The sequence below is a fragment of the Streptomyces sp. NPDC005728 genome (assembly GCF_040630895.1).
Taxonomy (GTDB): Bacteria; Actinomycetota; Actinomycetes; order Streptomycetales; family Streptomycetaceae; genus Streptomyces.
Genome location: NZ_JBEXYL010000115.1, coordinates 1 through 23612 on the forward strand (window position 1 = coordinate 1; position 23612 = coordinate 23612).

Sequence of the window (23612 nt, forward strand, 5' to 3'; positions counted from 1 at the left end):
GGTTCCTCAGCAGCCGCGAAGCGGGCGCTGGTGGAGATGGCCCGCAAGCACGGCCGGACCGTGCATCTGATCCATCCCGTGCACACCACGATGGACTGCGCAACGTGCGGAGCGAGAACCAAGCACGCACTGCCTCTTTCGACGCGAACGTATGCCTGCACCGTGTGCGGAGCCGTGTCCCCCAGGGACAAGAACTCCGCCCGCGTGATGCTCGTCCGGGCAGGTCTGAACCCGGCTGGTGCCGACGGCGCAAGACCCGCTGAGGTGCCGCCTCGGCAGGCAGCCTGAGCCACGAATCTCCCGCCCTTCAGGGAGGAGAGCAGTCAAGGCCGTCCAAGAACACCGGGCGCCATCCGAGCCCTGTTTCACCTGGCCGGCGCGCCAGCTCCTTCTGGCCCTGTCCATCCCGGCGGGCGCCGGCCGCGTGCTCGAGGGAATCCGGCAAAAGCCGCCGCGTCAGCCACCGCCGGATCAAGAACAGCCGCCTGGCCGCGGCTGGCCGGCACTGGGCGTTCGCCGCACTCACCGCTTCACTTGGGGACCCCGGATGGTTCGGAACGACTGGTTCCTCTATACCCCACCGGGTATCTGCACGGGGCAAGGCGATGCCGGAGCGGGGTGCTTTCCGTCCACAGGAATACCCCCCGGGGTACTCCTGTTAGGGTGGGCGTCCGATACCCCCCGGGGTACACCGTTCAAGAGGAGTCGCAGTCGTGTTCTTCGTCGACACCCTGGAATTCGAGGGCCTGGGCAACCGCAGCTACCTGGCCGGCGGCTCCAGTGCCGCGGTGGTCATCGACCCGCCGCGCGACATCGATCAGGTCATTGCCGCAGCAGCCCGGCGCGGCGTGCGCATCGCTTTCGTCGCCGAGACCCACGTGCACAACGACTACGTCACCGGCGGCCTGGAGCTGGCCCGCATCACCGGTGCCGATTACCTGGTGCCGGCCGGGGCACACGTGTCCTTCGCCCGCACCCCCGTCGCCGACGGCGACACCGTGACGGTGGACGAGGGCCTGGTGCTGCGGGCGCTAGCCACGCCGGGGCACACCCCGCACCACACCTCCTATGCCCTTGCCGAGTGCGGGCGCGGTGTGGCGGCGTTCACCGGCGGGTCGCTGCTGATCGGTACGGTGGGCCGTCCGGACCTGGTCGAACCAAGGCTGACCGAGCAGTTGGCCCGCGCCCAGCACGCCTCTGCCCACCGCCTGGCCGACGAGCTGGACGACGAGGTCCCGGTGCTGCCCACCCACGGATTCGGCAGCTTCTGCTCCTCCTCGCAGGCCGAAGGGGATGCGACCACGATCGGCCAGGAGCGCAAGACCAACGACGCGCTGACCCTGGACGTGGACACCTTCGTCGCCGAGATGCTCGCCGGGCTGGACGATGTGCCCGCGTACTACGCGCACATGGGCCCGGCCAACGCCGCCGGCCCGGCACCGGTCGACCTCACCCCGCCCAGGCGTGCGGACGGCGAGGAGATCGCCTCCCTGCTGGCCGCGGGTGAGTGGGTGGTGGACCTGCGCAGCCGCATGGCCTTCGCAGAGGGGCACGTGGCCGGCTCGTTCAACTTCGAGGGCCAGGGCAAGCTCGCCACCTACCTGGCCTGGCTGATCCCCTGGGGCAAGCCCGTCACCCTGCTGGCCGAGACGCCCGAACAGGTCGCCGGCGCGCAGCGGGAGCTGGCCCGGGTCGGTATCGACCGCCCGGCCGCCGCCGCCACGGGTGACCCGACCGGCTGGGTCCGCGCCGGCGAGCAGCTCGCCTCCTTCCCCCGTGCCCGCTTCGCCGACCTCGCCCAGGTGCGCGAGCGCGGGGAGCAGGTGGTGGTGCTGGACGTGAGGCGGGATTCCGAGCGCGCGGGCGGCTTCATCGATGGCTCGGTCCACATCCCGATCCACGAGCTGCACGGACGCATCGGCGAGGTGCCGGACGGGACGGTGTGGGTGCACTGCGCCGGCGGGATGCGCGCGGCGATCGCCGCGTCCCTGCTGGATGCCGCAGGCCGTGACGTGGTCGCCGTCGACGACGGCTTCGAAGCCGCCACCGAGGCGGGACTGACCCTCATCCGTCCCGACAGCACCGACTGACACGCCCCACCCGCACACCCCTGCACGGAGTGATCCACGATGTTCTCGTTTCTTCGCCGCGGCCCCGGCCGCCTCACCCCCCAGCAGGCCCGGCAGCAGACCAGCGACGGCAAGGCCGTGCTGCTGGACGTCCGCGAAACACCGGAGTGGAAAGCCGGGCATGCGCCCGACGCGCTGCACCTGCCGCTTTCCCGCCTCATGGCCGGGGCAACGCTCCCGGCAGTCGCGCAGGGCAAGCCGGTGGTCACGATCTGCCGCTCCGGGCGCCGCTCCCAGCAGGCCGCCAGGCTGCTGGCCGGACGTGGTGTCGAGGCCACCGACGTCACCGGCGGCATGACCGCCTGGGCCCGTGAGGGCCTGCCGGTCACCGGTGAGGGCGGCAGCGGCGGTGTCATAGCGTGAGCGCGCTGATCCTGGCCCTTGTCGCCGGGGCAGTGGTCGGGCTCGCGCTCGGCGCCCTCGGCGGTGGCGGCAGCGTCCTGGCGGTGCCCGCCCTGATCTACCTGCTCGGCTTCACCCCGGCCGCCGCCGCCACCGCCAGCCTGATCATCGTCACCGCCACCTCGCTCACCGCCCTGTACGCCCACGCCCGCACCGGCAACGTCCGCTGGAAAGCCGGCGCCCTGTTCGCCGCGGCCGGGCTCCTGCCCGCCGCCGCAGCCGGCGCCGCCGCAACCCGCCTGCCGCAATCGCTGCTGACCGCCGCGTTCGCTGCCGTCGCGGCCCTCGCCGCAGTGAAGATGCTGCGGCCCGACCAGACCGGCGGCGACCGCACCGCGACGGTGCGGCTGGCGAAGGCCGCCGGGACCGGAGCAGGCCTGGGGGCGCTGACCGGGCTGCTCGGCGTCGGCGGAGGCTTCCTCGCCGTCCCCGCCCTGGTCACCGTTCTGGCGTTCGAGATGCAGGCTGCCGTCGGCACCAGCCTGCTGGTCATCTCCGCGAACTCGCTCGCCTCCCTGGCCACCCGCGGCGCCACCACCGCCGGCATCCACTGGGCGGTCGTCGGCCCCTTCGCCGGCGCCGCGATCCTCGGCGCCTGGGACGGCAAACGCCTGGCCGCCAAGGTCACCGGCACCCTGCTGCAACTCGCCTTCGCCGTCGTCCTGCTGGCCGTGGCCGCCTTCATGTTCACCGACGCCCTCACCTGATCCCGGCCCGCGAGGGGCCGGGTGCCGGTCATGCCAGCGAAAGGAATAGCTTCTCCAGACGGGCACGCATCTGATCCCGGTCACCGGAAGCGGCCATGTCCGCATCGGTCAGGCAGTGCTGCAGACCGGTGGCGATGATCGCAAACCCCGCCTTGTCCAGAGCCCGGGACGCCGCCGCGAGCTGCGTGACCACGTCCTCGCAGTCCCGCCCCTCCTCGATCATCTTGATCACACCGGCGATCTGGCCCTGTGCCCGGCGCAGCCGGTTGACCACCGTCTTCAGTTCCTCAGCCGCCATCGCCAGTTCCACAACCCACACTCCCTCGTCGAGATACCCCCTCGGGTATCCTACCGAAGGGGTAACCCCACCCGAGCAAAGGAAAATCCCCCTGTGGCACCCACCACCCTCAACCCCGACCAGGCCAACGCCCGCCTCCACGAGCTGACCGTCATCGACGTGCGCACCCCCGGCGAGTACGCCTCCGGCCACCTGCCCGGCGCCCACAACATCCCCCTCGACCACCTCGATGCGGCCCTGCACGCCCTGAAGACCGCCGCCGACCGCAGCGACCTCCTCGTCGTGTGCGCCTCCGGCGCCCGCTCCGCGACCGCCTGCGAGCGCCTGGCCGATCAGGGGATCAACGCTGCCACCCTCACCGGCGGCACCACCGCCTGGACCCAGCTCGGCCACGACACCCACCGCCCCGCCGGCACCCACACCCCCTGGGCCATGGACCGACAGGTCCGCCTCGCCGCCGGATCCCTCGTCCTGACCGGACTACTCGCCGCCCGACGCTGGCCCAAGACCCGCCTGCTGTCCGCGGGCGTCGCCGGCGGACTGGTCTTCTCCGCCCTCACCAACACCTGCGGCATGGCCAAGATCCTCGCCAAACTCCCCCACAACCAGCCCAAGGCCGCTGACCTCGACGCCACCCTCGCAGCTCCGACCAGCTGACTTCGCCAGCACACCAGTGGACCTGCCGTACACGGCCGTCTACCTGCAAGGGGTCCTGGGCTACACCCCCTGGCAGGCTGGCGTACGCGGGCTGCCCCTGGCGGCGGCCCTCGCGGCGGGCTCGCTCGCAGCGCCGCGGCTACTGGCCCGCCACGGTGAACGGACATCGATCGCGGCTGGACTCTCCCTCGTCGCCACCGCATTCGCCGCTCTGGCCCGCACCCGTGCGACCTCCGGCTACGGACACCTGCTGCTCTTCGAAGTCCTCTCCGGACTGGGCGCCGGAACTGGTCGCGACCGCCGGCGCGGAGACCGTCATGCGTGCGGTCCCGCCGTCCCGCGCCGGACTGGGATCGGCGGTGAACGACGCCACCCGCCAGGTCGGAGCCGCCCTCGGCGTCGCCGTCCAGGGCTCTGTCCTCAGCACGGTCGTCACCGACCGCCTGGGTGCCCTGCCCTCGGCGGCCACCCCGACCGCCGTACTTCCACCGTCCGCGGCTGCACGACAGGCGTTCGTCGACGGCCTCACAGCGACCGCTCTGACCGCGGGAGCCGTCACCCTCTCGACTGCCCTGGCGGTCATTCCGTGGCGCAGCGTGATTCCGCGAGCCACGACATCCCATGAGGGCCTTTGAAGCGGCTCGGGTCGTGGCTGGATCGCAACGTCTGGTATGGGCATGGAGGGTGTTTCTCCGGTGGTTGGCCCGCGCCGGGACGCGACGGTCTTCATCATGCTTCTCCAGTGGTTCATCGGACTCTTCCGGATTAAGGACAGTCGTGGGCTGGCCTGCGCCGTAGGTTGGATGAGTGACGACTACTGCATCGCAAGAAGCATTTCTGCAGGCGTTCCACGCTGAGCGCCCGGCGGTGACCGCAGAAGCGTTCGGCCGCGGTCGCGCTCCAGACGGCCGGTCCAGCTATGAGCTCTTGTGCGAGCGGGTGGCTGGACGCCAACGCGTACTGGACCTCGGCTGCGGTGACGGCCTACTGCTTGAGTTTCTGGCCCAAGGAAACGAAAGGCAGCTCGCGGGGGTGGACCTGTCTCCGCAATCTCTGGCGCTGGCACGACGTCGGCCGGCGCTCTCCGGGGCCAGGCTGGAAGAGGGGCGGGCTCAGGCACTCCCCTTCGCCGACGACAGTTTCGACGCCTGCGTTTCCCATATGGCGCTGATGCTGATGGGTGAGATCGAGCAAGTCGCAGCCGAGGTAGCCCGAGTCCTGTCTCCAGGAGGGGTCCTGGCATGTGTGTTGGGAGGCGGGGCCGTCGGCGGCGAGGCCTATGACCGGTTTCTCGGGCTGTTGCGGGGCACGATTGAGGAGGTGCCTGCCTCGCAGCGCATCCCGGCGTTGGGCGACAGAAGGACACGCAGTCGCAACGGGCTCGATGAAGTTCTCGCCCCGGCAGGCTTCGCCGCGGTGGACTGGAGGACTGTTCCCATCGATCTGAGCGGTCCGGTGGAACAGGTATGGGCTGCTGTCTCCAGCCTTTATGATCTTGGTCGGCTTGATGGGGCGGCTGTGGAGCACCTGCGTGATGCCTTCTTTGCCGGAGTGCGCGATATGACGACAGCGGAGGGGACCGTCCCCTGCGCTTTCAAGGTCCACATCGCAACAGCACAGCTGCACTACTGAACTTGAACTCGTGATGTCGGTGGTGTCGCGGAGACCGCTGGACTCTGGCCGTTCGAGATCAAGAGCGTGTCTGCAGCCAGCGACGCGCGGCGACCAGTGTCACCTCGACGTCGTCGCTCCATGAACAGACTTCCAGCCACGACAGGTAGCCGCCCTGCGTGAAGACCAGGACCTCACCGGGGCACTCGCCAGCCTCGGTGACGAGCTGCGCTTCGGCCGCCACGACAGTGCTGGGGCCAGTGGGTGCGGGCTCCGCCTCGCTGGTGTCGAGTTCGAAGTAGGCGGTTCCGCACCCGCATGTGCAGCGCGCTCGCACGCTGAGGTGCGGAACCTGCCTTCGGAGCGCGACATGAACCGGATTGTCCGTGTTCAGGACTGCCGCGAGCACGTCGGCTACGTCGGCAGGCAGGCTCTCGGTCATTCCGTCACCGTATCTGACCAGCAACTTTTGGCTTGACCGTGCCGGCCAATCGCCGATCGGCCAGCCATTGTGTTCACGCGTCCAGGGCCAGGCCGGTGCCAGCGAGGCAGCCGTCGATGACCTCCGGCCGGTACTGCAGCATCTTGAGCTTGCGCTTCACGGCGCGGGTGATCTGGCTGAGGTCGGCGGCGGCGAGGTTGCCGATGTCGCGCTTGACCAGCGACCAGATGCCTTCTTGCGGGTTCAGGTCGGGCGCGTAGGTGGGCAGTTGGAAGACCGTGAGCCACTCCCCGTTCGCTTCGATGAACTCCCGCAGGGGCTTGGTCAGGTGCAAGCGGACGTTGTCCCAGACCAGGACGATCGGGCCGCCGAGCTGGATGCGGGAGCGGATCAGCAGGTCGCGGAAGTCTCGCCAGCCGAAGCCCTTGGGCTGGTCCTTGCGTCCGGTGTACTCGCGGACGGAGTAGAAGAGCCGCGATCGTTCGCCGGGCTTGTAGCAGGTTATGCCTGCCATCGATACCCGGCCCGAGCCCCGGCCGCGCACTCGGACCACCGCGGTCCAGCCCCCGACGGCCCCAGGACCTGGCTCGCGGCGGCGTCAGCGACTGACTGGCCTCGTCCTCGAAAACTATCCATCCGTCGCGAGCCGCCGCGATGCTCTTACCCGCGGCCAGCCCTCCTTCTTCCACAGGTCCACCGCATCGTCGTCACGCTCGATCGCACGGCGGGTCGGTTGCTGCCACGACCAGCCGTGCCGCTTGAGCAGTCGCCACGTCCCCTCGACCGTGTAGCTCACGTGGAACAGCCGGCCGATCAGCGTCTTCACCCGGGCCAGGGTCGACCGCTGATCAACCCAGCCGTGGACCAGAGGGCCGCGCTCCAACTCCCGCTCCAGCTTGACGCTCTGCTTCTCGCTGAGCCTCGGCCGCCCGGGTGAACCCTTCGACAGGACTCCAGCCTTGCCGCGCTCGCGCCACTGGCGGCGCCACCGCTCCACCGATCGCTCGCCAACTCGCAGACCGGCAACAATCTCCCGGTTACTCTCCCCGCGCTCGAAGCATTCAACGGCCTGCAGACGGATCCGCTCCCGAGCCGCCCTCCCAGCGTCGGTCAACCCGCCGCCCTGCGCGTATCTCACGTTCCAGAGCTACCGGAGCTGAGCGGCCGCCGTCAGGCGAACGGCGCCGACATCACCCAATCAAGTTCAGTAGCTTCGCCGCGGGCGGCGCTCTCGAACACGCGGGGGAGATGGACGTGCATGTGCTCCATCACGTCCTCGCGTGCGAGTCATGGCGGAGCCCTTGCTGCAGCGGATGATCCGCTCGATGTACCTCTACTGACTGCCCGCCTGCGCACCCGAGCTGAACGCGGTCGAGTACCTGTGGGCCCACGTGAAACACAGCCCCGCGAACCTCGCCTGCGTTGCCCTCGACCTACTCGCCGCGCTCGTGCGCAAACGACTCAAGCGCCTCCAGTACCGCCCCGACGTCCTCGACGGCTTCCTCGCCGGGACCGGACTCGCCATCGACCTCCCGCCACCATCACCCTGAAGCGCTTGGTCAGTTAATCGGTTGCACGCCACCGAAAGGGGGGTGTCAGATCCCGGCTATGACGATTGTGCTGAGTACGCCGACGGCCGACGGGGTGAGTGAGGCTATTGCGGCGCTGCGGGAGTGGCAGCACGACGTAGCGCCGATGCAGCTGCATCCCGGGGACATCGGCTGGAACTACCGGTTCGGAACGGCCGAGACGGCCGCGGTGGTCCGGACCTGGAGCCGGAACGGACGGATCCTCGCTGTCGGGATGCTGGATTCGCCGACGGTGATGCGGATGACGGTCGCTCCCGACGCTTTCCAGGACGAGGACTTGGCGCGGCGGCTCGTCGAGGACTTTTCGCTGCCTGAGCGCGGCGTGCTGCCGGAAGGAGCGGTGTCCATCGAGGCGCCGCAGGGCCTGCTGCTCCACGACCTGTTGACCAAGGAGGGCTGGGGTGTCGACGAGCCGTGGACGCCGCTCTTCCGCGACCTCGCCGAAGCGGTGGAGGACCCCGGCGTGTGGATCAAGGCGATCGGCCTGGAGCAGGCACAGGACTTCGCCGACGTCCTGCGGTCCGCGTTCAACACCACGAGGCCCACGCGCGAGTACCGGCACGAGATGTCCGCGGGACCGTTCTACGCCGACGCCCGATGCCTGGGCGCTTACGACGACCAGGGGAACCCCGCGGCGGTGGTGACGGTCTGGTCGGCCGGCCCGGGGAAGCCGGGACTGGTCGAGCCGATGGGCGTCCATGCGGACCACCGCGGCCGCGGCTTTGGCCGGGCGATCACCGTCGCCGGGGCGGCCGCACTGCGGGAGATGGGCTCGTCAAGCGTGCGCGTGTGCACGCCGAGCTCTAATGTCGGCGGCGTCGCGACGTACAAGGCGGCCGGGTTCGCGGCGAGGCAGGAGATCGCCGACCGGATCCGGAAGGTTTGACGTCGGGGTCTTCGGACCTTCTCACCATGCGGCACACCTCGTACGGCGGGCGTGCGCGGCAGAGCCTCGTGCGGCCGCCGTACGAGGTGCTCTGCTCTCGACTCGATCGAACATCCGCTGCTCCAACTCCGAGGGAGTCCGGCCGACGAGGGCGGTTCCACCCGTCATCCGCATAGCGCATACCAACGACGTACTGCGCAAGTGACCGTCCGTCAGCCGTATAAACCGGCCAACCACCTCGAAGCGCCGAAATCGGTAAGCGTCGTAGGTCAGGGAGCTAAGCGTTTCCCGTTCGGTTGGTTTGACCGTCTGTTAGCGTGCGCGGATGGAAGATCTGGGACTCGCGGCTTGGCCGCCTGAGCCGATCAGGACCGAGCGGCTCGTGCTCCGTGAGCCCGAGGCGCGGGACCGTGCGGCGTTCATCGAGCTGCTCGCCTCGCCAGAGGTGAACACCTACCTCGGCGGTCCCCGCCCGCGTGACGAGCTTGAGCGCGAGATGCCTGAGGTGCCCGAGCGGTGGCCCGGGAGTTTCGTCGTTGATCTCGACGGGGTGATGATCGGCCAGATCCTGCTCAGGAGGGCAACCGGGCACCGTCGCCCGGCTGCCGTGGGGAAGGCCGACCTCGGCTACCTGTTCCTGCCGCGGGCGTGGGGATTCGGGTACGCCGCCGAGGCGTGCGCGGCGGCACTCGGCTGGTTCGACGGCGTCCTTCCTGGCGAGCCGGTGGTGCTCACCACTCAGACCGCCAACGTCGGCTCGATGCGTCTCGCGGTGAAGCTGGGGTTCACCGAGGTAGAGCGGTTCGAGGCATGGGGCGCCGAGCAGTGGCTCGGCATGTGGTCCCCGGTCACGGCGTCCAGTTGAGTTCGTGACGGAACCGCCGGGGAGCACCCGCCCATCCACGCGCGAGCGGCCTGCAACCGCGACCTGCCCGCGCGCTTGCCGGGCATCACCTCTAGGGCGTTTCGTTTAGATCATCGGATCGTTGGTCCGGTGTGTCGTTGACTGATGCGCAGTGGGCGCGGATCGGGCCGTTGCTCCCGGACCGGACGCCGGTGCGGGTGGCCGCTGGAGGGATCACCGGGAGGTGATCGACGCGATCGCTTTCAAGTTCCAGACCGGAACGCAGTGGGTGCACCTGCCGGAGAAGTACGGAAACTGGCGGGGCGGCGTCTACAACCGGCTGCGGATGTGGGCCGTCGACGGCACGTGGGAGCGGGTGTTCACCGCGCTGATGGCCCAGGCAGACGCCGACGAGGACCTGGCTTGGGCGGTGTCGGTGGACTCCACGATCGTGCGGGCCCACCAACATGCGGCCTGGGCCCGCAATGGGCCCCGGCCGGCGAGCCCGACCATGGCCACCTGGCGTCGGGCCAGGAGAAGCCGCAGTCGCTGACGGCACCAGCCGTCCGTTGCAGACGTACGGCGCTCAGCCACGCGCGCCCCTCGTCAGGAGCTCGTAGCCCCTTGGTTCATGGCGGAAGCCACATCCGACAGCGGGCCGGACAACAGCCACCAAAAGGGTGACGTCTCCGGGCGAACCCCTTCCGGCGGCTCGGCGCTCACGGCCCCCGCGGCCGAGAGCGGCGTCGGAGCCATCCAGCTCCCTGCATGAACCAAAGCCCTCGGCTGGTGCGGTGTCGCTGGGCTGATCTACCTGCTGATCTGTGCCGTGAGCATCATCAGCCGCGGCTTTGCGGGGCTGGGCAGCGACGCGGCGCACACCATGTTCGCCTTCGCCGCGCACCCGTGGGTCGGGCTGAGCGTCAGCGTTCTCGGTACGGTCCTGATCCAGTCGTCGACCACGACGACGGCCATCGCTGTCACCGCCGTAGGGTCGGGCGCGTTGCCCATCCAGGGCGCGATCCCCATCATTCTGGGCGCGAACGTCGGCACCACCGTGACGACGAGCCTGGTCGCACTGACCTTCATCGGCGACCGCACAGAGTTCCGCAGGGCGCTGGGCGCCTCGACCGTCCATGACTTCTACAACTGGCTCGCGCTGCTGATCTTCTTCCCGATTGAGCTGATCTGGCATCCGCTGAAACACATCAGCGGGACGTTGACCAATGCGCTGTACGGCACGGACTGGTTGCCCAACCCGGCCCACTTCAACATCATCCGGGCGGCCACCAGACCGGTGGAACACGGAGTGATCCACGCGACCTCGCAGGTCAGCAGCACACTCGGTCCGCTGTTCACCATCGTGATCGGCGCCGCGCTGATCCTGGTCGCCGTCCGCTACCTGGGAAAGCTGCTCAAGCTGCTCATGGTTGGCAGGGCCCGCGACATTCTGATCAAGGCCGTCGGCCGCAACGCCTACCTCGCCATGGCCTCAGGCATGGGAGTAACCGTCGTCACCCAGTCCTCGACCATCACCACGTCCGTGCTGGTCCCCTTCGCCGGAGCAGGCATCCTGACACCGGCGCAGGTGTATCCCGTCGTCGTCGGCTCCAACCTCGGCACAACGTTCACGGTGGTCTTCGCGGCGTTCGCAGGCGTCGGACAGGACGCGAAGATCGGCCTGCAGGCAGCCTTCGTGCATCTGATCTACAACCTCTTCGCGATCGTCGTGATCTACGTGATACCGCTCCTGCGCCCGGTGCCGCTGTTCTGCGCCGAGAGCCTCGCCCGCATCGCCTCCGAGCACCGGTGGGTCCTCGCCGTCTACCTCGGCACCGTCTTCATCGCACTGCCCGCCCTGATCATCGTGCTGGTGGGCGTGCTCTGAGTACGGCGTCCGACGGCGGAACCCGTCAGGGCTCAGTGCCCTAGGGTGATCCACTCGTCCAGATGAGCGGCCTCCGCACCCACCATGGTCGGATCGCCGTGACCCGTGAGGAGGGATCCTCGTCTCCGGTGGGAGGCCGAGCAGGTGGTCGCGGAAGGAGTCGATGACCGTCGGGAAGTGGGAGTACGAGCGCCAGGTCGCGCTGGCTCCGTCTGGAAGAGGGTGTCGCCGGTGAACACCGCGGCCAGGGCAGGTCGTAGAGGCAGACCGCACCTGACGCCTAGCCCGGGGTCTGCAGCCCCGGGAGGTCGACACCGGCCGCCTCGATGACCCGGCCGTCGGCCAGATGGGCGTCAGGGTCACGGTCGGGGTGGGGCAGCCTCCACAGCGCAGGTCGTCACGATGCAGCCAGATCGTGGCGCCCGTGCGGTCGGCCAGGGCAGGCGCCGCGTCGATGTGGTCGTTGTGGGCGTGGGTGCACACGACGGCCGTCAGACGGCGGTCCCCGACCGCCTCAGCAAGGGCGTCGGCGTCATGTGCCGCGTCGATAACATGAGTGCTGACCAGGCGAAACTCTGCGCGCCCTCCGCCCGGTGCCGGTAGGGGAGTTGGTAGGAATGCCGGTAGGGGAATTGGAGACTTGCCCGATATCGCGTCGCGCCGTGCTCACCTGCGCGTGCGCCTCTGGTGCCTTGCCCGGACACCGCGAGGCCCCGCACTGCGCTACTGCGCCGTACGGGGCCTGGCGGGTATATCCGCGGGGGGATGTTCATACACGCGCTTACGTGTCCAACGTGCAGCGCAGGCCTGGGTGGTTTCGTTTGGATCATCTGGCGGACCAGAGGAAGATGCCTGCGATGTGGAGCCCGGCCAGGTAGATGGTGGCTGTCTTCTCGTAGCGGGTGGCGATGCCCCGCCATAGCTTGAGGCGGTTGATGCACCGCTCTACGGTTGCGCTGCTTGTAGGTCTCGCGGTCGAAGGCCGGTGGTCTGCCGCCTCGGCTGCCGCGGCGCAGTCGGTGGCCTCGTTGGTCGGCCGGAACCGGGATCGCCGCGCGGATTCCGCGCTTGTGCAGATGGTCGCGGATCGCACGGGGGCGTCAGCGCGTGCGTCGACATGCGCGGACGAGGGCAACGGTGAGGAGCCCGGTCAGGGCCAGGGCTCCGGCGCCTGCGGCGACGCCCCATGCCGTCCGGCCCGAGCCGCCGGATCCGCCGACGGCCTCGATGGTGATGGGAGCGGTGCTGTTGCTGGGGTCGGCGTCGTCCCGCAGCCGCTTCGCCGGTGCGTCCATACGGATCCTGCCGCGGGTGAGTTTGGACGGGTTGTCGATCCGCAGCTTGAAGGGAAAGGCCTTGTGGAACCCGTCCCGGAGCACCGGTACGTCGAAGCCGTTGGTTTTCAGGCCGTAGCCGCACAGGTAGGGCGTTGGCTCCTTGGTGGAGCGCCAGCAGTCCTTCGGAGCGCTAACCACCGTCACGCCTTCGGGGAGCCGCACCTCGACATTGGCGAATGGGTCGTCGTTCTCGACGCTCCGTTGGGCCTCAACATCGGCACCGTGGAAGTCCAGGGCCAGGTCGGCCGTGACCGTGTCGCCCTTCTTGCCCTTGACCGCGGCTCCCGTCACCTCGAGATCCCACGCGTTGTCCACGGGCACGTCCACCCGGCCGTTCGACATGCCTTCGGTCTTGCGGGCGGCGGGAGGCACGCCTCCGGTCCGCTTTACGAGGGTCAGCTTCTTGCCCCGACCCCGATGGCGGTCCTGCCACTTGGCGCCCGACCAGGCCATGCTGGTCGCATCCGCCACGTCCACGTGCTCCCAGAGCGCAGACTCGCCCACTTTCAGGGCGATGGGCGCCAGGTCGAGGGACTCTCCGGGCTCGACCCGCATGTCGATCAGGCACAACACGGTGTGGAACGTCTTGATCTCCGGGCGATGTACAGCGGTGCCGTACTCGCAGTTGCTGTACTCCGTCGTGAACGAGAGTCCTTCGGACAGAGTGACAGAGACCCGCACCTGTCGAAGTGCCTGCTCGCCGTGGTAGGTGAACCCGGCATGCACGTGGAACGTCGACCCCACGTGCATGAGCTCGCCGCCGTCCTGGTCCAGACGGTCGAGCGTCAGCCGGTCCTCGTCCCCCGCGCTCTTGGCCTGGAGCAGGGCACTTGCTGCGGGCAGGAGCCCCACGTCCGCCGACCCGGGCCCGCGCGTCGCCGGCGCACCCAGGAGCAGTCCCACACCCAACACGGCAGTAGTTGCTGCATACACCGGACCTAGCCGGACTCGCCTGATCATGTCTCCCCTTCAAACCTCCCCCCGGCACGGCAAGCACCAGGGACGCGCTGGCGAGCCCCAGGTGCATCGCCTGCACCTACGAGGACACGTTTGGCCGGCTCAGGGTTGTACCAGGTTTTGTAGGCGGCTCCGAGTTGCGGACCCGGCCTACTAGGCGGTTTCGCTTGGATCACCGGGCGGACCAGAGGAAGATGCCTGCGATAGGGAGTCCGGCGAGGTAGATAGTGGCGGTCTTCTCGTAGCGGGTGGCGATGCCTCGCCACTGCTTGAGGCGATTGATGCACCGTTCGACGGTGTTGCGCTGCTTGTAGGTCTCGCGGTCGAAGCCGGGGCGGCCTGCCGCCCCGGCTGCCTCGTAGGAGCCGGTGGCCAGCACCGGAGCCCACCTGGCAGCACACCGACCTCGGCGAAACCCTCCCGGCCAGAATGTGCTGAAGCCGGCGCTGCTCCGGACGCCGTTCCCGTGGCATTCACCCGCGTCCGGCACAGACCGCCGCCCGGCAAGCATGCCAAGTACGCCCGCCTGGCCACCAGCTGCACCTTTGCTCTCCACGACGCGGGCTCCGTACGTGCGCGATGGGTGAGCGGACTGTCCGGCACGAAGCGTCATGCGCGGGACCGAGTGCGCAGCCGCGCGCTGTCCGACCGTGGAGCGTGGCGACACCATGGGGTCGCCCCCGGCTGCACCGCCTGCTCAGGCCCGGGACCCATACGGGTTACTCTGCCGGCCGACACGGGAGCGAGGAAGCCGATGACGCACGCGATGACACCGGACGGAGCTCGCATCGCCTACCAGCTGCAGGGTCAGGGGGCGCCGCTGGTTCTGCTGGCGGGCCAGGCCAACAACCACCACTGGTGGGACGCGGTTCGCGCCGACTTCCATCTGGCTCGCAGCACCCTCACGCTGGACTACCGCGGCACCGGCGACAGTGACAAGCCCGACACCCCCTACAGCACCGAACTGTTCGCCCAGGACGTCATCGCTGTCCTGGACGAACTCGGCATCGACCGGGCCGACGTCTACGGCACGTCCATGGGCGGACGGGTGGCCCAGCAGCTCGCGGCCCGCCATCCGCACCGGGTGGGCGCCCTGGTTCTCGGCTGCACCTCACCCGGCGGCCCGCACAGCGTCGAGCGCGGCAACGACGTCCGCCGAGCCTTGGCGCAACCTCAGCCTGGAGCCGCGCGACAGGCCCTGCTGGAGCTGATGTACACGCCCCGATGGCTCGCCTCCCATCCCGGCCGCACCACACCCTCGGCGACCCCGGCATGCCTGCTCACGCCCGGCGCCACCACCTTGCGGCCAGCAACCGGCACAACGCCTGGGATCTTCTGCCTCACATCAGCGCACCCACCCTGGTAGTCCACGGGAGCGACGACCTGCTCAATCCCACCGCCAACGCACCCCTGCTCGCCGGCCGCATCCCCGGCGCCCGGCTACACCTGGTTCCCGAAGCCCGGCACGCCTACTTCGAGGAGTTCCGTTCCCACGTCAGTCCCCTCGTCCTGGACTTCCTCACCACCGCCCCGCACACGCCGTAAGAACGCCGCAGCCGGTACTCGGCCGCCCTCCCCGGGATACCTGCCGCGCACCGCGACAGTATCCGGGACCGACCATGAGCGTTCTGGCCACCTCCACCCCGCGCCCCAAGGCTGCCGGGTCGATGATCGCCCGGTAGCCGGTGATCACCCAGGGCTCCTCCAGCCTCTTCAGGCGCCGCGGGGGCGCAGCTCGCCCCTGAGTGGACTGCCCTCCGACCGCTCACAGCCCAGGCCCGGGCGGTCAGCGCAATGGAACCGTCCAGCCTCCTGGGGACAGCGGCGCTGAGCGCGTCACGTACCTGGTCACGGTCGGCTGGGGTGAGCGAGGCTACGTAGCCGGGTGCGGGGCCCTGCCCCGCCAGGAAGGGCTCCCACAGGTCGGCGAAGTCGGCGAAGACCGTGGGCACCTCGATCGGGGCAGTGGACACGTCGACGAGTCCCGCGTCAGCCCACACCTTGGACAACCGTTCCGGACGGCATACAGCGAACCGACGGCCCTCGTCCAGCGCGACTGCGGACGGGTCCGTCTCGATGGCCGCGTCCCAGAATCGGCGCAGGAAGCCCATGCCTTCGGCGTAGTCCCACACATATGCTGCCACCAGGCCGCCTGTCCGGACCACCCGTGCCATCTCGGCCACTGCCGCGGTGGGCTCAGGAAGGAAATTCAGTGTCAGACCGCTGACCGCGACGTCCCACGTTTCGTCGCGTACCGGAAGGGACATTGCGTCTGCCACGATGCAGTGCGTCGAGAGGGGAACTGCAGCCCGGGCTGAGCCAACGAACCCCTCGGACCGGTCGATACCCACCACCATTCGGGGCCGGCACCGGGCGGTCACCACTGCCGACAGCACACCAGTACCGCATCCCACGTCCAACCACCGTAGGTTGTCAGCACAGTTGAGCCACGTCGCGAACTCCTCCGCCGCGAGACGACTCCACCGACCCATGTACCGCTCGTACGTGGCCCCGGCCGCCCACACGTCGAACCGCTGCTCTTTCATGCCACTACGATCCCCCCATCGGCTTCGGAGTGGGCACCCGCCCGATCCGCGGGTCTTGACGATTACTCCCCGAGAGCCCCGGTTCTCCATTCCATCTCGACCAGCGAGAGGGCTTCGTCTCCTCTCACTGCCTTGCCTCACCTCAAAAGACTCACCGAGCGCGTGATCGGTGAGTCCTTCTGCTCACGGATGTCGCCGAGTGGACGGGGCACAAGAGCGTTGATGTCACGTTCAAGGTCTACCGGCACCTCCTGTCCGGATCGATCGGCAAGGCGGCCGGTGCTGGACAGAGCCTTCGCGGACTGACGTGAAAGCCAGTCCTGGCCGCACCAGCGGCCGGGACTTCGCTGAAAAGTGCAGACTCCGCCGCCCCAGTCGGCACGGCGCGGTGTACGGCCGCCACGCCGGTCACTCTGAGTACGCGTCGTCTTCCGGGGATTCCTCCCTGCGCAGTCATCCCCTGGTTGACCTGCGGAATCGTTCGACCAGGCGTGATGTCCACGGGGGGCGCGCGAGGGGCGCAGTTGCGAAATGCCTCCTGCATCGCGCGCCGTCCGGATTGCTTACTCAACGTAAGTGCCACTCTGCTACTTCTGTTTACGCAGCGTGACGACAGCAGGTCGTCGCGCCTCTACGTGCCATGGAAGACGAGGCAGAGCCATGTCCCTCGACACAGTGACAGCGCCGGCGGCGGGTCCGGAGTCGGACCAGCGGCAGCAGGAGCAGCAGAGCCTCAGCACCGCGGCGGCGCGCAATCTCGCCACCACCACCAAATCCGAACCCCAGATGCAGGGAATCAGCTCCCGATGGGCGACCCGCATCCTGCCCTGGGTGAACGTGCCCGGAGCCACCTACCGGGTCAACCGCCGCCTCTCCTACGCCGTCGGCGACGGTCGCGTGACCTTCGTGAAGACCGGCTCCAAGGTCCAGGTGGTCCCCGCCGAACTTGGTGAACTGCCCCTGCTTCGCGGCTTTTCCGACGGTGACGCGCTCGGCGCGCTGGCCGACAAGTTCGTGCAGAAGGAGTTCACTGCCGGCCAGGTCATCGTGCAGGAGGGCCGCAAGGCCGACCACGTCTACCTGATCGCGCACGGCAAAATCGAGAAGCTCGGTGAGGGCCCGTACGGCGAAGAGGCCGTGATCGGGCTACTGGCCGACGGGGACACCTTCGGCGGCCGGGTGCTTGCCGGGCCGGCCAAGAAGTGGGACTTCACGGCCCGCGCGACGACCGCCACCACAGTTCTCGCGCTGCCGCTGACGGCCTACAAGGCGGTCGCCGACCGCCATGAGGCGCTGCGTACGCACGTTCAGCAGATCAGTTCCAACGGACACCGCAAGCTGAACCGGTCGGGTGAGGCGGCGATCATGCTCAGCTCGGGGCACGTGGGCGAGGAGACCCTGCCGCAGACCTTCGCCGACTACGAACTCGCGCCACGGGAATACGAGCTGAGCGTGGCGCAGACGGTGCTGCGGGTGCACAGCAGGGTCGCCGACCTCTACAACGAGCCGATGAACCAGACGCAGCAGCAGTTGCGGCTGACCATCGAGGCGCTGCGCGAGCGGCAGGAGCACGAGCTCATCAACAACCAGGAGTTCGGCCTGCTCCACAACGCCGACTTCGACCAGCGGATCTCCACCTATGCGGGCCCGCCGACCCCGGACGACATGGACGAGCTGCTCAGCATGCGCCGCAAGACCCGCTGCTTCCTCGCCCACCCCAAGGCCATCGCCGCGTTCGGCCGTCAGTGCAACAAGCGGGGCATCTACTTCGGCAGCATCGATCTCAACGGCAACCAGATTCCCGCATGGCGCGGGGTGCCGCTGCTGCCGTGCGGCAAGATCCCGATCAGCCAGCAGGGCACGACGTCCATCATTGCCATGCGTACCGGCGAGGACGACCAGGGCGTCATCGGCCTCCACCAGACCGGGATCCCGGACGAGGTCGAGCCGGGCCTGAACGTGCGGTTCATGGGCATCAACGAGCAGGCGATCATCTCGTACCTGGTCAGCACGTACTACTCGGCCGCCGTCCTGGTGCCCGACGCCCTCGGCGTTCTGGAGAACGTCGAGATCGCCCGCACGAACGGGAGCTGACGACAGTGTCGTTGATCTCCCGGGTCACGGCACCCGCCGCGGCCCACGACATGGCGGGCCTGGTACGGGCCCTGCTATCGGCCGGGACGTCGCCCCCGGCCCGCCCACCGTCCGCCATGTTCCCCTCGCGACTCCCCTCCGGCCCCACCGGGCTCGGCACCTCGGCAGCACACGTTCCCTTGGGAGCGGCGGCCACCTCGCACCGCTCCCGAACCGGCCGTACCGCGCACCGTACGGGCGCGCTGCCGCTGCCAACGCCGGTGATCGCGCATCGGCCCACGGCGGTGCATCCGCCGGCGGGTGGGAACGCGGCGGCGGCTGGGCATCAACTGGCGCCCGGGCATGCGTCAGATGCCGCGCAGCAGCCCACGAGTGGGCCTCCGCGCCCTACCGCACTGCCGAACGGCCCCACCGGGCTGGGCGCGTCCGCAGCAGCACTTGGCCTCACTGGCCCGGGCGCCTCGCCGGCAGGCCGCTGGACCGGCATGGCGTGCGTGTCCGGCCTGCCACCCACCACCGCGCGTGAGCGCACCGCTCCCGATCCCCGCCGGGAGGCGGCGGCGCCGGCCCCGGCGTCTGATCCCGGCCCCCGCCTGCACTGTCCGCCCGCTGTGCGGGACGACCCCGCGCTGGGTGAGACCGTCACCGAGCGCCTGGTGCAGTGGGCCGAGGAGATCGGGATCTATCCGGGCCAGCTGGACAAGATCCGCAGGGCCGACTTCGGCCGGCTGATCATGCTCGCCCACCCTGAGTCCGACGACCCGGACCGGCTGCTGGCGGCGGCCAAGTGCGCGCTGTCGGAGTGGGCTGTCGATGACCACTACGTGGACGGCGAGGTCGAGGAGGCACAGCCGGAGCGGCTCGGCCAACGGCTCGCCATCGCCCACTCGGTGATCGACCAGGCCCACCTCCCGATCGGCTACGCCCCCCAGCTGGAGGAGGTCGTCCAGGCGGACCCGGTCATGCGAGCGCTCCGGGACAGCCTGCGCGGCCTCCACACGTACGCGACGACCTCACAGGTACGTCGGCTCCGCCACGAGCTGGGCATCATGTTCGTCGCCTACAACCAGGAGGGTTACTGGCAGGCCTCCGGCCACGTCCCACCCGTCTGGGAGTTCCTGATGCACCGGCATGAGAACAGCTTCGTGCCGTGCATGGTGCTCGTCGACGCGATCGCCGGATACGAGGTGCCCTACGCCGAGTTCTCCGACCCCCGGGTACGGCGCGCGTTCACCATGGCGGGCACCGCGAGCGTGATCGTCAACGACCTCTACTCCATGGCCAAGGAGAACCCGACGGACTTCAGCCTGCCCCGGCTGATCGCCGCCGAGGACGGCTGCTCGCTGGAGGAGGCCGTCGACCGCAGCGTCGACATCCACAACGAGCTGATGCTCACCTTCGAGTCCGAGGCGGCTGCGCTCGCCCAGAGCGGCTCCCCGGAGCTGCGCCGCTTTCTCGCCGGCACCTGGGCCTGGGTCGGCGGCAGCCGTGAGTGGCACGCGAGCAGCGGCCGCTACCACGAGACCACACAGGCTGCCTGAGCCCGCGCGTCCCTCTGCGCATCCCCACCCGAGCCACACGTAAGGAATCCCCATGGGCAAGATCTCCACCCAGATGGAAAGCATCGCCATGCGCGATGTCCTGCGCACCGACTACCAGAAGTCGGTCGCAGAGTACTGGAACAAGGAGAAGGACCCCGTCAACATCAAGCTCGGCGAGGTCGACGGCCTCTACCACCACCACTACGGCCTTGGCGAGTGGGACCCCTCGCTCCTTGCCGGTCCGCCGGAGACCCGCGACCAGCGCGTCATCGAGGAACTGCACCGCCTGGAGACCGCGCAGGCCGAGGTACTCCTCGACCACCTCGGCGACATCACCCCGGACGACCATCTACTGGACGCCGGTTCCGGCCGTGGCGGCACCAGCTTCATGGCCAACGCGCGCTTCGGCTGCCACGTGGACGGAGTCAGCATCTCCGAACAGCAAGTCGACTTCGCCAACGGACAGGTGAAGCAGCGAGGGGTGGTTGACAAGGTCCGCTTCCATATCCGCAACATGCTCGACACCCGTCTGGAGACCGGCTCCCGCCGCGCCATCTGGACCAACGAGACGACGATGTACGTCGACCTCTTCGACCTCTTCGCCGAGTTTTCCCGCCTCCTTGAGTACGGCGGACGCTACGTCTGCATCACCGGCTGCTCCAACGACGTCACCGGCATGCGCTCCAAGGCCGTCAGCAGGATCGACGAGCACTACACCTGCAACATCCACCCGCGCAGCGAGTACTTCAAGGCACTGGCCGCCAACAACCTCGTCCCCATCCAGGTCGTCGACCTGACCCCGGACACCATCCCCTACTGGGAACTGCGCGCCAAGTCCTCCGTGGCCACCGGCATCGAGGACCCGTTCCTGACCGCCTACAAGGAGGGCAGCTTCCACTACCTCCTCATCGCAGCCGACCGGATCTGACGTTACGGCGTGCAGGCCCACGGACGCATGATCGTGGGCCTGCACGCGCTCCCCGGGTGCTTCCCGAACCCCGCACCGGGGCCCTCGGCAGCGCCGTTGACTTGAGTGGATGGGAGACGACATGAGCACAGATCGCCCTTGGAACAAGGCCATCGTCATCGGCGGCAGCTACGCGGGACTGGTGACCGCACGCGTACTGGCCGACTTCTTCCACGAGGTTGTCCTCGTGGAACGGGACGCCGTCGACAAGGACACCGGCGTTCATCCCGGCGCTCCGCAGGGCTACCACGCGCACGCGATGCTGGCCAAGGGCGGGGAGATCCTCGAGCGGCTGTTCCCAGGGCTACGCGAGGAATTGCGCGAAGCGGGAGCGCCGGTCTTCGACTACGGAGAGGGCATCGACTTCCTGCTGCCCGTCGGACTCGCACCACGACACCGTACGGGTGTCCTGATCCAGACCTTCACCCGCGATGAGCTGGAACGCCGCCTGCGGCGCAAGGTGCTCGCCCTTCCCCAGGTGACGCTGCTGCCGTCCACCCAGTGCATGGGCCTGACCAGGGACCTCTCGGGCCGGGTGAGTGGCGTGACCTGCAGGTCGCAGAGCACGGAATCCACACAGTCCTCGCAGACTTCGGAGCCGTTCGAGCTGGTCGCCGACCTGGTCGTCGACGCCTCCGGACGGTCCAGCTCCCTGACGGACTGGCTGGGCGCGGCAGGGATCACCGTGCCGCCCAAACGGACCGTGAAGGCCAAAGTCACCTACACGTCGATGAACTTCGACCGGCCCCAGGAGAGCCACCCCGGCCACCCGGACTACTACGTTGCCTACCAGATGCTGTTCGCTCCCAGTGTGCCCCGGGCCGGAGTCCTGCTCGCCGTCGAGCGCGATCGATGGACCTGCTCGTTGTTCGGATTTCAGGACCAGCCGCCGACCGACGACAAGGGTTACCTGGCCTTCGCCGAGACCCTGAACAACCCCCGACTGGCCGAGCAGATCGGCCGGCGCACCGTCCAGGAGCCCACCCGCCGCTACACCAACGCCGACAACCAGTGGCGGCTCTACCACGCGGTCAAGGGCTGGCCGGATCGCCTCATAGCCGTCGGCGACGCCGTCTGCGTCTTCAACCCCGTCTACGGCCAAGGCCTCACCGTGGCCGCGATGGAGGCGGAACTGCTCCAGCGCATGCTGAACCGACACCGAGCGTCCGGCCGGCTGGACGGCCTCGGCGGCGCCTTCCAGAAGAAGCTGGGCCGCCTGCTGCTGGGGCCCTGGACGCTGTCCACCAACTCAGACCTGATGTGGACCCCGGACCGTCAGCCCCTCGCCGCGCGCTTCGCCCACTGGTACAACACCCGTCTCTTCCACGTTGCGGTGAAGGACGCGGCCGTATGGGCGAAGTTCGTACGTGTGGTGAACATGGTGGCCTCACCGGCCTTGCTGTTCCATCCCTTGGTGGCCCTGAAGGTCCTGACGGTCACTCCCCGGCGAAGGCGACGAACACTAACCAGGCGGCGGCGCACCGGGTGAGAGTGGCGTCTTGACTTCCCTGCCCTTCGAGTCACGGACACGGATGGCGGGGGAGTGTGGGCGACTTCGCCGACGAGAGGTTGAGCGCGAAGGCGGCGGTGACGAGACCGAGCATCCCGGCGGCCACCAGGCGCAGCCCGGCCAGTTCGCGCGCGAGCCGCACCCCGGCGCGGTGACGGCCGGGCTTGTCCTAGGGTGTCGTGTTCATCCGGCGGAAGCTAGTAACGCCTCCTGGTTAAAGTCGCCTGGTTGCCGACCAGGGCTTACATGTGCGGGCGGGAGACGCCGGCGACGTACGTCTTGAGGCCGTAGCGGCTGTAGGTGCCGCCCTTGACGAGCTTCGCCCCTGGGGGAGGGGTCGGGGCCGGCTTGCGCTTCGCACGGACGGTCTGGTCCCCGCCGATGAGATGCCGGTTGTCGATGAGGGCTTCGCCGTCGGATCCGGAGACGTCAGAGGAGGGGTGACGGCAGTTCTTGCAGTAGGTGTCCAGGGCGTCGACGTGCTGTTCGGCCCTCGGCGCCGCGCTGATACTCGTATCCGATGTTCCCCGTGGTACCCGGCACGATCTGGCACGGCCCTCCCTCTTGAACGGTCTACGCCGTGATCGCTGAGGTTCTGTCCGACATGTCTCCTGTCTGCTCGCAGGCGTTGGTTGAGTGCCAAATGATCACTGACCTAGCGCTCTGTTGTTCTTGGCGATCAGGTCGAGCTTGGCAACGACCGTCTCTCGATCCAGCGCCATACCTTGGATCACGTCGAGATCAATCACGTAGGTCAGAGGCTCGACAGGCCCTCCAGGGCCCGTCGACCTGACCGTGACCGTGTACTGCTGTGGGAAGTCGGTCGTCTCGAAGTAGCGTGGGCCGAAGGAGAAGTACCACTCCAGACGCCGGCGCGGCGGCAGGTGGGGAATCTTGCGTGCGATAGCCCGAGCAGTCTTCTCATCCCAGTCGCTTCGTTCGCCTCTCTGGAGGGGCGGTGTGACGCTTAGCTCGACGTCGCGTGCGATGGTGGGTCCGATGTTCTCTACAATGAACACCAGGAGGCCAGAACCCCCCCGCGCGCGGTTGAATATCGGCAACCACATAGGGCTCGGCGGCCTCCTTGCGCATGCGTTGGGACTGTAAGACGTTCGGGTCTTCCAAGATTTTCGTAGCCGTTGATCGTTGGGCCCGCGGGAGTGTCAGCTGAGCAGGATGCGGTGGCGGAGGAGGCGGTAGCCGGCCC

General features: G+C 68.7%; 24 protein-coding genes and 4 pseudogenes. 17 read left to right on the plus strand and 11 right to left on the minus strand.

Annotated elements, in window-relative coordinates; translation table 11 throughout:
- The 4 genes from ABZ471_RS41265 to ABZ471_RS41280 form a co-directional block, all read left to right on the plus strand.
- The coding region (locus tag ABZ471_RS41265; RefSeq protein ID WP_359074072.1) for a zinc ribbon domain-containing protein at window positions 1–288 on the plus strand (288 nt) is incomplete at its 5' end.
- A gap of 425 nt (window positions 289–713) precedes the next feature.
- The gene (locus tag ABZ471_RS41270; protein WP_359074073.1) at window positions 714–2090 is read left to right on the plus strand and encodes an MBL fold metallo-hydrolase; all 1377 of its coding nucleotides are present in this window, start codon (window positions 714–716) and stop codon (window positions 2088–2090) included.
- A gap of 39 nt (window positions 2091–2129) precedes the next feature.
- Window positions 2130–2492 (plus strand): rhodanese-like domain-containing protein, encoded by a 363-nt coding sequence (locus ABZ471_RS41275; protein ID WP_359074075.1) that lies wholly within the window; start codon window positions 2130–2132, stop codon window positions 2490–2492.
- Window positions 2489–3238: a sulfite exporter TauE/SafE family protein gene (locus ABZ471_RS41280; RefSeq protein WP_359074076.1), complete on the plus strand. Its 750-nt coding sequence runs from the start codon at window positions 2489–2491 to the stop codon at window positions 3236–3238. Before ABZ471_RS41275 ends, ABZ471_RS41280 begins: the two co-directional genes overlap by 4 nt.
- A gap of 28 nt (window positions 3239–3266) precedes the next feature.
- Here ABZ471_RS41280 and ABZ471_RS41285 read toward each other — a convergent pair whose 3' ends face one another.
- Window positions 3267–3548 carry a metal-sensitive transcriptional regulator gene (locus ABZ471_RS41285; protein ID WP_359074078.1) on the minus strand — a complete coding sequence of 94 codons (282 nt, stop codon included), beginning with the start codon at window positions 3546–3548 and terminating at the stop codon, window positions 3267–3269.
- An 81-nt stretch (window positions 3549–3629) separates the two neighbouring features.
- Here ABZ471_RS41285 and ABZ471_RS41290 point away from each other — a divergent pair, with 81 nt between their 5' ends.
- The 3 genes from ABZ471_RS41290 (at window position 3630) to ABZ471_RS41300 (ending at window position 5825) form a co-directional block, all read left to right on the plus strand.
- Complete coding sequence (locus ABZ471_RS41290) at window positions 3630–4193, plus strand: rhodanese-like domain-containing protein (RefSeq protein ID WP_359074080.1); 564 nt, start codon at window positions 3630–3632, stop codon at window positions 4191–4193.
- Between the two features lie 317 nt (window positions 4194–4510).
- Complete coding sequence (locus tag ABZ471_RS41295; protein ID WP_359074082.1) at window positions 4511–4828, plus strand: hypothetical protein; 318 nt, start codon at window positions 4511–4513, stop codon at window positions 4826–4828.
- A 172-nt stretch (window positions 4829–5000) separates the two neighbouring features.
- The gene (locus ABZ471_RS41300) at window positions 5001–5825 is read left to right on the plus strand and encodes a methyltransferase domain-containing protein (RefSeq protein ID WP_359074084.1); all 825 of its coding nucleotides are present in this window, start codon (window positions 5001–5003) and stop codon (window positions 5823–5825) included.
- Between the two features lie 58 nt (window positions 5826–5883).
- Here the strand turns inward: ABZ471_RS41300 and ABZ471_RS41305 are convergent, their stop codons facing one another.
- The 3 genes from ABZ471_RS41305 to ABZ471_RS41315 form a co-directional block, all read right to left on the minus strand.
- The gene (locus ABZ471_RS41305) at window positions 5884–6246 is read right to left on the minus strand and encodes a hypothetical protein (RefSeq protein ID WP_359074086.1); all 363 of its coding nucleotides are present in this window, start codon (window positions 6244–6246) and stop codon (window positions 5884–5886) included.
- A gap of 73 nt (window positions 6247–6319) precedes the next feature.
- Window positions 6320–6760 (minus strand): transposase, encoded by a 441-nt coding sequence (locus tag ABZ471_RS41310; RefSeq protein WP_359074087.1) that lies wholly within the window; start codon window positions 6758–6760, stop codon window positions 6320–6322.
- Between the two features lie 114 nt (window positions 6761–6874).
- On the minus strand, window positions 6875–7384 hold the full coding sequence (locus tag ABZ471_RS41315; protein ID WP_359074089.1) for a winged helix-turn-helix domain-containing protein: 510 nt from the start codon (window positions 7382–7384) through the stop codon (window positions 6875–6877).
- Window positions 7385–7637: 253 nt separating this feature from the next.
- Between ABZ471_RS41315 and ABZ471_RS41320 the strand changes: the two genes are divergently transcribed.
- From ABZ471_RS41320 to ABZ471_RS41340, 5 genes are all read left to right on the plus strand, one after another.
- Window positions 7638–7796, plus strand: a complete 159-nt coding sequence (locus tag ABZ471_RS41320; protein ID WP_359074090.1) for a hypothetical protein — start codon at window positions 7638–7640, stop codon at window positions 7794–7796.
- Window positions 7797–7854: 58 nt separating this feature from the next.
- A complete protein-coding gene (locus ABZ471_RS41325; RefSeq protein WP_359074091.1) occupies window positions 7855–8721 on the plus strand; it encodes a GNAT family N-acetyltransferase in 867 nt (288 codons plus the stop codon).
- Between the two features lie 325 nt (window positions 8722–9046).
- Window positions 9047–9586, plus strand: a complete 540-nt coding sequence (locus tag ABZ471_RS41330; protein ID WP_359074092.1) for a GNAT family N-acetyltransferase — start codon at window positions 9047–9049, stop codon at window positions 9584–9586.
- 151 nt (window positions 9587–9737) lie between these two features.
- Window positions 9738–10118, plus strand: a complete 381-nt coding sequence (locus tag ABZ471_RS41335) for a transposase (RefSeq protein WP_359074094.1) — start codon at window positions 9738–9740, stop codon at window positions 10116–10118.
- 267 nt (window positions 10119–10385) lie between these two features.
- Entirely contained in the window at window positions 10386–11453 is a 1068-nt protein-coding gene (locus ABZ471_RS41340; RefSeq protein ID WP_359074110.1) for a Na/Pi symporter, read from the plus strand.
- A gap of 32 nt (window positions 11454–11485) precedes the next feature.
- Here ABZ471_RS41340 and ABZ471_RS41345 read toward each other — a convergent pair.
- From ABZ471_RS41345 to ABZ471_RS41360, 4 genes and pseudogenes are all read right to left on the minus strand, one after another.
- A pseudogene (locus tag ABZ471_RS41345) lies at window positions 11486–12005 on the minus strand (MBL fold metallo-hydrolase); the annotation flags it as partial.
- Between the two features lie 274 nt (window positions 12006–12279).
- Window positions 12280–12463: pseudogene (locus tag ABZ471_RS41350) on the minus strand (IS5/IS1182 family transposase); the annotation flags it as partial.
- Window positions 12464–12553: 90 nt separating this feature from the next.
- Window positions 12554–13693 carry a hypothetical protein gene (locus tag ABZ471_RS41355; RefSeq protein WP_359074096.1) on the minus strand — a complete coding sequence of 380 codons (1140 nt, stop codon included), beginning with the start codon at window positions 13691–13693 and terminating at the stop codon, window positions 12554–12556.
- 226 nt (window positions 13694–13919) lie between these two features.
- Window positions 13920–14118, minus strand: a pseudogene (locus ABZ471_RS41360) (IS5/IS1182 family transposase); the annotation flags it as partial.
- Between the two features lie 383 nt (window positions 14119–14501).
- On the opposite strand from ABZ471_RS41360, the pseudogene ABZ471_RS41365 reads away from it, so the two are divergent.
- Window positions 14502–15292 (plus strand): annotated as a pseudogene (locus tag ABZ471_RS41365) (alpha/beta fold hydrolase).
- On the opposite strand, the gene ABZ471_RS41370 reads toward ABZ471_RS41365, so the two are convergent.
- On the minus strand, window positions 15217–16293 hold the full coding sequence (locus ABZ471_RS41370; protein ID WP_359074098.1) for a class I SAM-dependent methyltransferase: 1077 nt from the start codon (window positions 16291–16293) through the stop codon (window positions 15217–15219). The pseudogene ABZ471_RS41365 and the gene ABZ471_RS41370 overlap by 76 nt on opposite strands.
- Before the next feature lie 660 nt (window positions 16294–16953).
- Here ABZ471_RS41370 and ABZ471_RS41375 point away from each other — a divergent pair.
- From ABZ471_RS41375 to ABZ471_RS41390, 4 genes are all read left to right on the plus strand, one after another.
- On the plus strand, window positions 16954–18387 hold the full coding sequence (locus tag ABZ471_RS41375) for a family 2B encapsulin nanocompartment shell protein (protein ID WP_359074100.1): 1434 nt from the start codon (window positions 16954–16956) through the stop codon (window positions 18385–18387).
- Between the two features lie 116 nt (window positions 18388–18503).
- Complete coding sequence (locus tag ABZ471_RS41380) at window positions 18504–19928, plus strand: family 2 encapsulin nanocompartment cargo protein terpene cyclase (protein ID WP_359074111.1); 1425 nt, start codon at window positions 18504–18506, stop codon at window positions 19926–19928.
- Window positions 19929–19980: 52 nt separating this feature from the next.
- Window positions 19981–20856, plus strand: a complete 876-nt coding sequence (locus ABZ471_RS41385; RefSeq protein ID WP_359074102.1) for a geranyl diphosphate 2-C-methyltransferase — start codon at window positions 19981–19983, stop codon at window positions 20854–20856.
- Window positions 20857–20977: 121 nt separating this feature from the next.
- Complete coding sequence (locus tag ABZ471_RS41390; protein WP_359074104.1) at window positions 20978–22384, plus strand: FAD-dependent monooxygenase; 1407 nt, start codon at window positions 20978–20980, stop codon at window positions 22382–22384.
- Window positions 22385–22415: 31 nt separating this feature from the next.
- Here ABZ471_RS41390 and ABZ471_RS41395 read toward each other — a convergent pair whose 3' ends face one another.
- Entirely contained in the window at window positions 22416–22547 is a 132-nt protein-coding gene (locus ABZ471_RS41395) for a hypothetical protein (protein WP_359074106.1), read from the minus strand.
- Between the two features lie 505 nt (window positions 22548–23052).
- A complete protein-coding gene (locus tag ABZ471_RS41400; RefSeq protein WP_359074108.1) occupies window positions 23053–23472 on the minus strand; it encodes a hypothetical protein in 420 nt (139 codons plus the stop codon).
- Window positions 23473–23612 lie beyond the last annotated feature (140 nt).

Bases quoted from the DNA above. Each gene is read 5' to 3' on its own strand.
- ABZ471_RS41385 (WP_359074102.1), top strand. From the start codon at position 19,981: ATGGGCAAGATCTCCACCCAGATGGAAAGCATCGCCATGCGCGATGTC.
- ABZ471_RS41375 (WP_359074100.1), top strand. From the start codon at position 16,954: ATGTCCCTCGACACAGTGACAGCGCCGGCGGCGGGTCCGGAGTCGGAC.
- ABZ471_RS41380 (WP_359074111.1), top strand. From the start codon at position 18,504: ATGTTCCCCTCGCGACTCCCCTCCGGCCCCACCGGGCTCGGCACCTCG.
- ABZ471_RS41325 (WP_359074091.1), top strand. From the start codon at position 7,855: ATGACGATTGTGCTGAGTACGCCGACGGCCGACGGGGTGAGTGAGGCT.
- ABZ471_RS41310 (WP_359074087.1), bottom strand. From the start codon at position 6,760: ATGGCAGGCATAACCTGCTACAAGCCCGGCGAACGATCGCGGCTCTTC.
- ABZ471_RS41400 (WP_359074108.1), bottom strand. From the start codon at position 23,472: ATGTGGTTGCCGATATTCAACCGCGCGCGGGGGGGTTCTGGCCTCCTG.
- ABZ471_RS41275 (WP_359074075.1), top strand. From the start codon at position 2,130: ATGTTCTCGTTTCTTCGCCGCGGCCCCGGCCGCCTCACCCCCCAGCAG.
- ABZ471_RS41305 (WP_359074086.1), bottom strand. From the start codon at position 6,246: ATGACCGAGAGCCTGCCTGCCGACGTAGCCGACGTGCTCGCGGCAGTC.
- ABZ471_RS41330 (WP_359074092.1), top strand. From the start codon at position 9,047: ATGGAAGATCTGGGACTCGCGGCTTGGCCGCCTGAGCCGATCAGGACC.
- ABZ471_RS41370 (WP_359074098.1), bottom strand. From the start codon at position 16,293: ATGAAAGAGCAGCGGTTCGACGTGTGGGCGGCCGGGGCCACGTACGAG.
- ABZ471_RS41390 (WP_359074104.1), top strand. From the start codon at position 20,978: ATGAGCACAGATCGCCCTTGGAACAAGGCCATCGTCATCGGCGGCAGC.
- ABZ471_RS41295 (WP_359074082.1), top strand. From the start codon at position 4,511: ATGCGTGCGGTCCCGCCGTCCCGCGCCGGACTGGGATCGGCGGTGAAC.